An 11,982-nucleotide genomic window follows, 5' to 3' on the forward strand; every position below is an offset into this window, starting at 1 on the left:
ATTTATGAAATATTTACAGTATTGCCCCACACTGATTTTTTTCTTTCTTATCTCTAAACCCGTATTATCTCAAATAGTATATCCAAGCTCCCCAATAGATCCGGTAGAAGATGTATATCACGACACAACAATCATAGATAATTATCAATGGTTAGAAAACCAAGAAGGATTGCAAGTATCTAAATGGGTAGATGAGCAAAACGAGGTATCAGAGAAGATTTTAAAAAAAATGCTAAACAAGTCTGGAGCTTATTTAGAAATAAATAGGTACATGTTTAGTGATGTAGATTTCTTGAGAAGAGAGGAACGTACAGATAAAAATAGAAACAAACGATATTTTAGTTTATATTATATTAATACTTATGGTACTCCAGATATATTTTATAAATATGGAGCCACTGGAAAATATGTACCTTTTTTAAGAAGCTCCAAGTTTTCTACTGATGGAGATATTAATATTTCCAATTTAAAAACATCCAAAAATAATGAATATCTCGCGGTTCAATATAATCAAAATGGAAGTGATTGGAATGTTATAAAAATTGTTAAGATCGATGATAAGTTGATATTAAACGATCTAATAGAAGACACTAAATTTTCTGATATCAACTGGTATAAAAACGGCTTTTTTTATACAGAATATCCAAATGATTCTTTAAATGGAAAGACTATTTATCCAAAAATTAGATATCATTTAATTGGAAATGACCAAAGCAAAGATCAAGTTATCAAACCAGAAATAGTTCAGAATCTTTTGATTTATATAGTGATGCAAAAGAGGAGATCTATATAATTAAGAAAGAGGAGCCAGAATCTAAGACTTACAGTTATTACTATTACGAAGCTAAAGAAGATAATATTCGATTTAGACCTCTTTTAAAAAATTTAAAATATGAATTGAACATCCGTGGCTTCGAGAAAAATAGGATCATTGCGAGAACAGCCATGAACAATAAACAGCTATTAGTTGCAATCGATCCGAAAGACCCTGGGAACTGGAAAAACTTATCACCAACATATGAAAATGCTATTTTAACGGGGCAAGAGGTACTAGAAGATAAGATCATTTTATCCTATCAGGGAGAAGCTAATGATTTTATAATAGCAATAGACTATGATGGGCAGGTTTTAAATGAATTAAGTATTACTCCTGGTCTCTCTTTGAGTACTATGAATTTTAATGAGGATTCAAAAAGATTTATTTATTCAGTAGAATCTTTTACAATTCCGCAGGTATTATACAAATTGGATCTGGAAAAATTTACCTCAGAATTATATGATAAAACAAAAGTTAACTTTGATTTTAAAGATTATAAATTTAGAAAAACCACTTTTAAATCTCATGATGGGGTAGAAGTTCCAATATTCATAGTTTTTAAAAATGAATTAAAAACCGATGGAAGTACTCCATTTTTATTGAAAACATATGGTGGTTACGGTAATATGGGAACTCCAAGATATGACCCGGGAATTATATATTTCCTAGAAAACGATGGAGCTTTTGCGTATGTAGATGTGCGAGGAGGAGGAAAGCTAGGTAATTCCTGGTGGCAGGATGGTAAGAATTTAAAAAAGAAAAATTCCTTTATGGATTTCATTAGTGCCTCAGAATTCCTAATTGAAAAAGGCTATACTTCTCCTAAGAAAATAGCAATTACAGGGGCATCTCACGGAGGCTTGGTGATGGGAGCGGCAATTACAATGCGTCCAGATCTTTATGGCTCGGCAGCCATAGATGTTGGTGTCTTAGATATGCTAAGATTCGAAAACTTTACAGTGGGGGCTACAAACACAAATCTGTCTGAATTTGGAAGTGTAAAAAACGAAGAGGAATTTAAAAATCTGCTTTCTTATTCACCCTATCATAATTTAGATTACAACAAAAATTATCCTTCTACACTCATTATGACAGGAAAATATGATGATCGGGTTCCGCCGCTACACTCTTATAAATTTACCGCTTTAATGCAGAACAATCCCAATCAAAAAAATCCGGTTTTACTATGGACGCAGAATAAAACTGGTCATTATGGAGCCAGTAATATGGAAGATAAAGTTTTAGAGAATTCCTTTAAATATGGTTTTCTATTGAATGAACTTAAATAAGCCAAGAATAGCAAAATAGCTTTATGATGTTCTATAACAGAAAAAGCTCTTCAATTAACTTTGAAGAGCTTTTTTATTTGGTTTTTATTATAGGAGATTACAGCTTCTCTGAAGCTTTAAAATTTCCAAGCGATAAACCTACTTTTCTTATTTCCTTGACTCATAGGTATCACCTTATAAGTTGCTTTTAGTTTATCTAACTGCTTGTATATTTTAGAAAGGCTTTCCTTTTTAGATATCAGAGAAGTGAACCAGCCAACTTGAGTTTTGAAATCGGCACTTTCTTTTATCATTCGCTTTAAGAATAAAGCTTCTCCACCGTTACACCATAACTCGTTAGATTCTCCACCAAAATTTAATGGACTTCCAATTTCTCTCCCTAAGTTCTTAGTCTTTCTCCTACTTGTTTTAGCTGCTTCTTCTTTTGAAGAATGGAAAGGAGGATTACACATACTAAAGTTGAAATACTCACCTTCTTTGATCACTCCTTTAAACATATTAGAATGATCATCCTGATATCTTATTTCGATATTCTGACTCAGTTTTTTGGTAGTGCTTATGTTGTTTTGCGCTGCTACTACTGCATTTTCATCGATATCTGCACCTACCATTTTCCAATGATAAATGCTGTTTCCTAAAATAGGATAGATGCAATTTGCTCCAACTCCAATATCCAGACCTTTAACTTCTGGAGTTAATTTTTCTTCAGCAAGAAGATCGGCAAGATGATGGATATAGTCTGCTCTTCCAGGTATTGGTGGAATTAAATATTTAGGTGGGATATTCCAATCGGTTACCTTATAATGATGCTTTAAGAGCGCTTTATTTAAATGAAGTACTGCTTGATTGTCACCAAAATCAATGGTTTTTTCAGCATTGGTATTGGCTATAATGTATTGTGATAATTCTGGTTGTGCTTTTTCAAGTTCGTCAAAATTATAAGCTTCGTTATGTATGTTCTTTGGATGCAAATGTGTGAGATTAATTGAAGGGCAAAGATACGACCTTTATTATGGTTGAAATAACTTAAGTGTCACAACTTCAGAAACCTTAAGAAGTATCGGATTTAGCTGTACTTTTGCAAAATGGCAAATACAATTAAAGATCAAAGCGAAATCTTGAAAAAGATGGGGATAGCAAAACTGAATCCTATGCAGGAAGAGGCTTGCAATATAATAAGTTCCACTTCTAATGTTGTTTTATTATCACCAACCGGAACCGGAAAAACCTTGGCATTTTTATTACCAATAATAGAAATGTTAGATATGAATTCACCTGAAGTTCAAGCCTTGATCTTGGTTCCTTCCAGAGAACTTGCCATTCAAATAGAACAAGTGATTAGAGAAATGGGTACAGGTTACAAAACCAATGCTGTCTATGGAGGTCGACCTTTCTCTAAGGATAAAATAGAGTTGAAGCATGAACCTGCCATTTTAATTGGAACACCTGGAAGAGTTTCAGACCATTTAAGAAGAGAAACATTTTCTGTAGAAGGAATTAAAACTTTAGTATTAGATGAGTTCGATAAATCTTTAGAAGTTGGATTTGAAGAGCAAATGACAGAGATCATCCAAGCTTTACCAAATATTGAAAAACGCATACTTACCTCTGCTACACAGCAAATTGTGATCCCGAGATTTGTGGGATTAGAAGATCCTGCACATATAAATTATCTAAATGGCAAGAAGGAATCTCAGCTTCAGATTAAAACCATAAATTCTAATTCCAAAGATAAATTAGAATCATTAAAAGAGGTATTAGATCATATTGGCAATAAGCCAGGAATCGTGTTTTGTAATTTTAGAGATAGTATTCAAAGAGTGAGTGATTTTCTGCATCAGAATCAAATTTCTCATGGTTGTTTTCATGGAGGTATGGAACAACAAGACAGAGAACGTTCTCTAATTAAATTTAGAAATGGAACACACAATATTATAGTTGCCACAGATCTTGCTGCTAGAGGCTTAGATATTCCTGAGCTTAATTTCATTATTCATTATCAACTTCCGCTAAAAGAAGAGGAATTTACCCATAGAAATGGTAGAACTGCTAGAATGAATGCGAGTGGAAATGCATATGTTATTAAGTGGGTAAAAGAAGATCTTCCAAGCTTTATAAAAATGGACGAGTTGAAAGATCTTAAGTCTAGAGAAACTCCTAAGAATACGCTTTGGGAAACCATTTTTGTTTCTGGAGGTAGAAAAGATAAGATATCCAAAGGAGATATTGCAGGATTGTTCTTTAAACAAGGAAAGCTTGAAAAAGATGAATTAGGAGCAATTGAACTGAAACAAGATTGTTGTTTTGTTTCAGTCCCGGCAAAAAAAGTGCAATCGCTTATTGCAAGTTTGAATAATACGAAACTCAAGAATAAGAAGGTAAGGGTGAGACTGATTTAAATTTAAATCGGTTATTCGAAATATGATTTACATGGAACGGTGATTTTTCGCTCTGCTTTTCATAGTATCATACATGCTATTTACTTTTTCATCAAATTTTAAAGGATCATTAAAATTATCCTTATTATCCTGTATTCGTTGCTCCCCACCGAGAATTATATCTATTTCTTTATTTTTTAAACCCTCTATGGTTTTTTGGGCAACGAGCTCTGGAGTATCCATATTTTTAGAGGCTGCACTTTCCATCATAGGAGTATCTGTTGCAGTTGGATAAACTGTCATAACATGTATGGGATAATCCTTAAGTTCTCGTCTAATGGCTTCAGAAAACTGTTTTACAGCTGCCTTAGTTGCTGCATAAGTAGCATAAAATGGCATTCCAATAAGCCCTAAGCCTGAAGAAATATTAATAATCGCAGCATCTTCACTTTTCTTAAGCAGTGGAAGCACATGTTTAGTTAATAATATAAGACCAGTGGTATTAATATTCTGTTGTGCGATGATATCTTCATCAGAAATATCTTCTAAAGCTCCTGCACTCACAACACCTGCGTTATTAATTAAAATATCTACTCTATCCCAAACCTTTCCAATTAGTTGCATAACATCTTTTATCTCATTCAGCTTTGCCACATCCGCTTTTAAGAACAAAAAATTAATTTCTGGATATTTGGTTTTTAATGGTTCCATTTTAGACCGATCTCTTCCTATCACAGCAATCGTTCTTGCTCCATTATTAAAGAGTTCAGAGATCAAGGCTTTTCCAATACCACTAGATCCCCCAGTAATTAAGATATTCTTATTTTCAAATTTCATATCAAACTTTTAAATTAATAATCAAATATTTCTTAGATAAGTTTTTGCTACTGAAATATAAGATTTTGTTCCTTGCTTTTTATAAAATGGAACTTAAATAAATCTTCTTGTTTTAAATGTTTACAATAACAAGTCGTTAGTTCCTGAATCATAAAAAGGAAATCACTCTAATAATCCTATATTTTAAATACAACCTGCACTAAATAGGAGATAATAAAATTATATTTGCAGACTGAAAATTTTATTCAATGAGTTCTGAAAAAGAGGAAATAACTGAAAATTTAAATGAGGCACAGATAGATCTTTGTATCTCTATGTTGGAATCTTTGGTTGAAGATTCTAATCAAATTTTTGATCTTTCTGAAGAGAAAAGAATTGCCTTAATGAAAGCTGCTGGAGCACTTACTCGTCCCAGTAGAGATGAATTTATTAAGAGAAAAAAAGATTCTAAAAAAGCAGCAAAAAGGAAGATGATTGAGCGTGATAAACACGCTAGAAAAGAAACCGGAATTAGAAGTGCTAGAGAAGCTACTATCTTTATTGCTCCCAGTTTAGTAGAAGTTCCAAAAGATGAACGTCCAGAATTAGAATCTCCACGTAACTGTTATGTATGCAAAACCATGTATACCAAATTGCATCATTTTTATGATACTATGTGTACAGAATGTGGCGATTATAACTATGCAAAACGCTATCAAACCGCCGATCTAACTGGACAAGTAGCTGTGGTAACCGGATCCAGATTAAAAATTGGATATCATATAACACTTATGTTATTAAAAGCAGGTGCAACCGTTGTTGCAACTACCAGATTCCCTGTAGATTCGGCCTTGAGATTTTCAAAAGAACACGATTTTCAGGAATGGGGACATCGTTTAAAGATCCACGGATTAGACCTTAGACATATCCCTAGTGTAGAGATTTTCTGTAATTTCATAGAGCAACATTATGAAAGATTGGATATTCTTATTAATAACGCTGCTCAAACAGTGCGAAGACCATCAGGATTTTTTGCTCATTTAATGGAGAAGGAAGAATTACCATTCGATTCCTTACCGGAATTCGCTAAAGATCTACTAACAGATCATTATAATTCTTTACAAGAGTTAAAGTCATTAACTGAAGGAGCTTCTAATAATCAAAATAATGTATTGCCAGTTACTTGGCACGGACCAGAACCGGGAATAGGATTAAGAGCTTCGGCAAAATTATCACAGATCCCTTATAGTTTCGATAATTCACTTTCTACTAAGGAAGTTTTTCCGGAAGGAGAATTAGATGCAGATCTACAGCAAGTAGATCTTAGAAAAACCAATAGTTGGAGATTAAGGCTAGGGGAGATAGAGACTACAGAAATGATCGAGGTACAACTAGTGAATTCTGTTGCTCCATTTGTTCTATGTAATCGCCTTTCAGACCTTATGAAAAAGGAGAATACAGGCAAAAAGCATATTATAAACGTTTCTGCCATGGAAGGAAAATTTCATAGATTTAAAAAAGAAGACAGGCATCCACATACCAATATGGCAAAAGCGGCTTTAAATATGATGACTCATACTTCTGCAGCAACCTTCGCTAAAGATGGAATTTTTATGAACGCCGTGGATACTGGTTGGGTGACCGATGAAGATCCTGCAGAATTATCTAAGAAAAAGGTAGAAATACATGATTTTCAACCACCTTTGGATATTGTAGATGGCGCAGCAAGAGTAATGGATCCATTGTTTGATGGAATTAATACAGGGAAACATTGGTGTGGGAAATTCCTTAAAGATTACATGCCGATAGATTGGTAGGAAATAAAAATTAAAAACATAAATATGGATAATAATAAAATACCTCAAAAACAGCATAATAATCAGTTACACGGAGTGAAACTGGTCGATATCATTGAGCATTTGGTTGAAAAACATGGCTGGGAAAAAATGGGTGAAATGTTACCTATTAGATGTTTTACTCATGATCCTTCAGTGAAATCCAGTTTAAAGTTTTTAAGAAAAACCCCTTGGGCAAGAGATAAGGTGGAGAAGATTTATATGGAATCTATTAAATAAATTATTTCTGTAGCTTGTAATTCTGAAGCTAGCATAGCGAACTGCAGATTTATTTATAAAAAAAATAATTTTATAAAGAATTCCCTTTTTATAGGATTAAAGAACTAAACAAAATATTATTATTTTGAAATTCGGAAAGAAAAAATGGGGCTAAATAATTGAAATCATATTATTTAGCCCCATTTTTTTTCTTTAATATATAACAAATAATAAATTGTAGTCTTCTATATAAGTGAGAAACACTTCAAATTTTTAAGGAAAATTAATTCAGTTTTAAGAACTCTCAATTAAATAAAACTTTATATTCGCGGCTAATTATCAAGAATCTCAAGAGAGATAGCAACCTGCAATAACGAGCAAGGTGCTAAAAATGATAAGCCATTTCTTTGGAACAAATGTTAATCACTACTTCCTCTATATTGCTTTTATTTCCTCTTTTAAGATTCATAAAAATTTTATTTATGAATAATTCGAATGCGACTCAAACCAAGGGGAATTTTTATGCTCTATTACCCCTATTCCTATTTGTTTTAACCTTTTTAGGTGCAGGCATCTATCTAAATGATTTCTACGAGCTACCATCTCCAATTGCAGTAATACTAGGGATAGTATTAGCATTGGCCATGTTTAAAGGCAGTATAAACGCAAAAATAGCTACTCTTTTAAAAGGTTGTGGAGATGATAAAATTTTAACCATGTGCCTTATCTATTTACTGGCGGGTGCATTTACGGTTGTTTGCAAAGCAACCGGGAGTGTAGACGCCATTGTAGAACTTGGGTTGCAATATATCTCTATTCATTGGTTATATGCTGGGGTATTTATAATTGCGGCATTTCTCTCTATTGCAACCGGAACTTCTGTTGGAGCAATTGTTGCTTTAGGAGCTGTTGTAATGGGTTTTGCGGAAACTACAGATGTTTCTCTAGGAATATTAAGTGCCTCACTTTTAGGCGGTGCTATGTTTGGTGATAACTTGTCTATAATATCAGATACCACAATCGCTGCTACCCAATCTTTGCAAGTTAATATGAAAGATAAATTCAAGCAAAATATACTAATTGCTGGACCTGTAGCTATAATCACCGTTGGAATATTACTGGTTCAAGGCTTTGCTTTAAATGATAATATTCAATTAGACACTTCTTCTTCCATAGAAATTATTAAAATACTGCCCTATCTGTTGGTGTTAACGCTAGCTGTGGTTGGATTAAATGTTTTTGTGGTACTATTTATAGGAATAATTGCTGCGGGAATTTTAGGAATTTATTACGGAGATTTTGGCTTGCTGGAATTTGCTAAACTTTCTTATGAAGGTTTTACTAGTATGACAGAGATTTTTCTTCTTTCATTATTAACTGGTGGTTTAGCAGCCTTGGTAACTAGGGCAGGGGGAATAACCTTTCTTATAAATTTTATCACCACTAAGATGAATTCTAAAACAGCTTATTTTGGCATCTCTGGTTTAGTAAGCGCTACTAACTTAGCAATCGCAAATAATACAGTTTCGATTATCATAATTGGTCCCATTGCAAAACAACTAAGCGATCAGTTTAAGTTAAACCCGAAAAAAGTAGCATCTATCCTGGATATTTTTGCTTGTTGTATTCAAGGCTTATTGCCTTATGGAGCACAATGCCTTATTATTCTAAGCTTGGCTGGGGGGAAAATTGATTATCTTGATTTAGTTAGTAACTCATGGTATCTCGGCCTATTATTTATAGGAACTCTCATTTATATTCAGATCTCATCAAAGAGAACTCCATTAAGGCCTTTAAATGAAACTGTAGAGTTTTGGCATATTTAACGACCAAAAAAGCTATAAATATGTAACTTTATTGTTGTTATTATTAGAATTTACACTTTACATATATGGTTAATACTAAGATCAAAAATATAAAACCTCTTGGCTTTCCTTGGGAAACTAGTGACCCATTTTTGTTTTGTGCTCACCATAGGGATGAATATCCTAAGGGGAATAATAAAATGGGGCCTGCGGTTTCTTTAGATGATAGAAATATAGGACAAGATTTTACTTTAAAAGATGGTTGGAGAATGTATCATGGTAGTACAATGCCGGGTTTTCCTTTTCATCCACACCGTGGATTCGAAACTATTACCATCAATAAAGAAGGTTTTGTAGATCATACAGATTCTTTAGGCGCAGCTGGAAGATTTGGAGCAGGAGATGTGCAATGGATGACAGCAGGAAAAGGAGTACAACATTCAGAAATCTTCCCACTTATAAAGGAAAATGAAGGAAATCCTTTGGAGATCTTTCAGATATGGTTAAATCTTCCTAAAGCAAATAAAATGGTAGCTCCTCATTTTAAAATGTTATGGGCGGAGGATATTCCACTTATTACAAAGGAGGATTCCAATGGCAATAAAACAGAGATCAACTTAATAGCTGGAAAGTTAGGAGATGTTTCGGCGCTTTCCCCAACTCCAGACTCATGGGCTGCAGACCCAGATAATGAAGTGATGGTACTTACCATTAAGATGGAGGCAAATGCAATTTACACTCTGCCTGCAAGTGAGGAAGATGTGACTAGAAGTTTATACTTTTATAAAGGAAATAATATAAGTATTGAAGGAAATGAAATTGCTGAAGCTCATGTGATCCATGTAGTTTCTAAAGAAGATCTGGAAATAAAAAATGGTGAAACCGAGGCCTTTCTTTTAGTGCTTCAAGGAAAACCTATAAATGAACCAGTGGCTCAATATGGTCCATTTGTAATGAATACTCAAAGTGAAATTCAGCAGGCATTACAAGATTTTCAACAAACTCAGTTTGGTGGGTGGCCATGGCCGGAAACCGAGCAAGCACATCCCCGGGATAAAGGTAGGTTTGCATTGCATGCAGACGGAAAAGAAGAAATTAGGGAATAACTATGGAAGAAACAGTTTTTAAAAAAGTAAAATATATACTTCCGGCAGAGAAAATAGATATGGATGGTTTTCCTGTAAAACAGGCTTTACCTACTCATAAAATTCAGCAGGTAGATCCTTTTTTATTGTTGCATCATGCTACAGTGAAGTTCAATAAGAACAGGCCTGCTAAACACCAAGGTGTTGGACCACACCCGCATAGAGGATTTTCTCCGGTTACTTTTATTATAGAGGGCGAAGTAAGACATCGGGATAGTTGGAATCATGATCAGGTTGCTAAGGCAGGAGAAGTACAATGGATGCACGCCGGGGCTGGAATTGTTCATAGCGAAAGACCATCGGAAGAAGTGGTGCAAGCAACCGGCAAACAAGAGATCATTCAGTTATGGATAAATAGTCCAAGTTCGGCTAAATTGCAACCACCGGAATACACTTATCTTTCTATAGAAACAATTCCAGTGCTTATTTCAGAAGATGAAAAAATAAAGACAAAACTAATTGCTGGAAATTATAATCAGCAGAGAGGAAAAGTAATTCCAAAAAGTGAATTATTAGTGCTTTGGGGAAATGGGCAAGAAGGAGGAATCGAAAATTATCTTATTCCCCAAGATTTTAATTGCATGTTATATCTTATTAAAGGAAGCATAAATATTAAAGGATATGGCTTAGTAGAAGCAGAACAACTTGTGGTTTTTGGAATTAATGGAGATAGCATTGAAGTCACTCTTAAACATGATTCTCAGTTTTTAATACTTTCGGGGAAACCGCTAGATGAAAAAGTCACTCAACATGGTCCTTATGTTATGAATACCCAAACAGAGGTTTTAGAAGCAATGAGAGATTATCAAATGGGTAAAATGGGGATTCTTATTGAAGATTAAATAGAAGAATTGGCATATACAAAATCGGTTAAATATTAATAAAGTATTGATTTAAAGCGTAGTATAATATGTGAATTATTCTTAATTTTAAATACGCCAACTAAAACGATGATTAATAATTTATCTATAGATGATTTCTAATGTCTTTAGGCATTCTATTTTGTTCTAGAAGATATATCATTACTAGGAGGATGCTTAGATTTAAATCTACTAAAGAAGAATAAAATAACAACCCTACAGCATTTATAGAAAGAGTAAAAAGAAATAATGAGTGAATTTTTAATAAATCTTGATGTTTCACCCTCTCAAGGAGAGAATAAAATTAAGGCATATGAAAGTTTTAAAATTTTCTACGGAAATTAATGCAACTCGCGAAAAAGTTTGGGAAGTGCTATGGGATGAAGAAAGCTACAAAAAATGGATTAAGCCATTTAGTAATGGAGATCTAAAAACTATCTCAGATTGGAAAGAAGGAGCATCCATCACATTTATGGATTCTAAAGGTAATGGTATGCAAAGTAAAATAAATAAGATGTCTCCACCAGAAACTATGGTCTTTCAACATTTAAAAGAGATAAAAAATGGGGAAGTTCAACCTTCAACTCCAGAAACCAAAAAATGGGAGGGAGCTTTAGAAAGCTACAATCTAACAGAAAAAAATGCTATTACTTCTTTGTTAGTTAAAATGGACACTTCCAAAGAACATGAAGATTTTTTCAATGAATCTTTTCCAAAGGCTTTAAAAATTGTAAAGGATCTTGCTGAAGAAAATTAATTCAGATTTTGAAAATATGTTAAATCAATTTAATTATTGAAATTTTTAAAATGTTTGGTTG

11 protein-coding genes and 1 riboswitch are annotated in these 11,982 nt (G+C 33.5%); of the genes, 9 read left to right on the plus strand and 2 right to left on the minus strand.

The window, feature by feature from the left end:
- Positions 1 to 4: 4 nt before the first annotated feature.
- Both BC962_RS16565 and BC962_RS16570 read left to right on the plus strand, forming a co-directional pair.
- Positions 5 to 793, plus strand: coding sequence for a beta-propeller domain-containing protein (locus BC962_RS16565; protein WP_121345073.1), 789 nt, complete (start codon positions 5 to 7; stop codon positions 791 to 793).
- A complete protein-coding gene (locus tag BC962_RS16570; protein WP_262674337.1) occupies positions 793 to 2,106 on the plus strand; it encodes a prolyl oligopeptidase family serine peptidase in 1,314 nt (437 codons plus the stop codon). The genes BC962_RS16565 and BC962_RS16570 overlap by 1 nt, the downstream gene beginning before the upstream one ends.
- A gap of 116 nt (positions 2,107 to 2,222) precedes the next feature.
- Here BC962_RS16570 and rlmF read toward each other — a convergent pair whose 3' ends face one another.
- On the minus strand, positions 2,223 to 3,077 hold the full coding sequence (gene rlmF / locus BC962_RS06325) for a 23S rRNA (adenine(1618)-N(6))-methyltransferase RlmF (protein ID WP_121345075.1): 855 nt from the start codon (positions 3,075 to 3,077) through the stop codon (positions 2,223 to 2,225).
- Between the two features lie 114 nt (positions 3,078 to 3,191).
- Between rlmF and BC962_RS06330 the strand changes: the two genes are divergently transcribed.
- Positions 3,192 to 4,505, plus strand: a complete 1,314-nt coding sequence (locus BC962_RS06330) for a DEAD/DEAH box helicase (RefSeq protein WP_121345076.1) — start codon at positions 3,192 to 3,194, stop codon at positions 4,503 to 4,505.
- A gap of 27 nt (positions 4,506 to 4,532) precedes the next feature.
- Here BC962_RS06330 and BC962_RS06335 read toward each other — a convergent pair whose 3' ends face one another.
- Positions 4,533 to 5,321, minus strand: coding sequence for an SDR family NAD(P)-dependent oxidoreductase (locus BC962_RS06335; protein WP_121345077.1), 789 nt, complete (start codon positions 5,319 to 5,321; stop codon positions 4,533 to 4,535).
- Between the two features lie 248 nt (positions 5,322 to 5,569).
- Here BC962_RS06335 and BC962_RS06340 point away from each other — a divergent pair, with 248 nt between their 5' ends.
- The 6 genes from BC962_RS06340 (at position 5,570) to BC962_RS06365 (ending at position 11,921) form a co-directional block, all read left to right on the plus strand.
- Positions 5,570 to 7,117 (plus strand): SDR family NAD(P)-dependent oxidoreductase, encoded by a 1,548-nt coding sequence (locus BC962_RS06340; protein ID WP_121345078.1) that lies wholly within the window; start codon positions 5,570 to 5,572, stop codon positions 7,115 to 7,117.
- A gap of 24 nt (positions 7,118 to 7,141) precedes the next feature.
- Positions 7,142 to 7,375, plus strand: a complete 234-nt coding sequence (locus BC962_RS06345) for a VF530 family protein (protein ID WP_121345079.1) — start codon at positions 7,142 to 7,144, stop codon at positions 7,373 to 7,375.
- Between the two features lie 310 nt (positions 7,376 to 7,685).
- Positions 7,686 to 7,781: riboswitch (SAM-I-IV-variant riboswitch) on the plus strand.
- A 55-nt stretch (positions 7,782 to 7,836) separates the two neighbouring features.
- The gene (locus tag BC962_RS06350) at positions 7,837 to 9,180 is read left to right on the plus strand and encodes a Na+/H+ antiporter NhaC family protein (protein WP_121346026.1); all 1,344 of its coding nucleotides are present in this window, start codon (positions 7,837 to 7,839) and stop codon (positions 9,178 to 9,180) included.
- 65 nt (positions 9,181 to 9,245) lie between these two features.
- Entirely contained in the window at positions 9,246 to 10,265 is a 1,020-nt protein-coding gene (locus tag BC962_RS06355) for a pirin family protein (RefSeq protein WP_121345080.1), read from the plus strand.
- 2 nt (positions 10,266 to 10,267) lie between these two features.
- A complete protein-coding gene (locus BC962_RS06360; protein ID WP_245984093.1) occupies positions 10,268 to 11,146 on the plus strand; it encodes a pirin family protein in 879 nt (292 codons plus the stop codon).
- Between the two features lie 331 nt (positions 11,147 to 11,477).
- Positions 11,478 to 11,921 (plus strand): SRPBCC domain-containing protein, encoded by a 444-nt coding sequence (locus BC962_RS06365; protein WP_183075462.1) that lies wholly within the window; start codon positions 11,478 to 11,480, stop codon positions 11,919 to 11,921.
- The last annotated feature ends 61 nt before the right edge of the window (positions 11,922 to 11,982 follow it).

The sequence above is a fragment of the Gillisia mitskevichiae genome (genome assembly GCF_003634585.1).
Taxonomy (GTDB): domain Bacteria; phylum Bacteroidota; class Bacteroidia; order Flavobacteriales; family Flavobacteriaceae; genus Gillisia; species Gillisia mitskevichiae.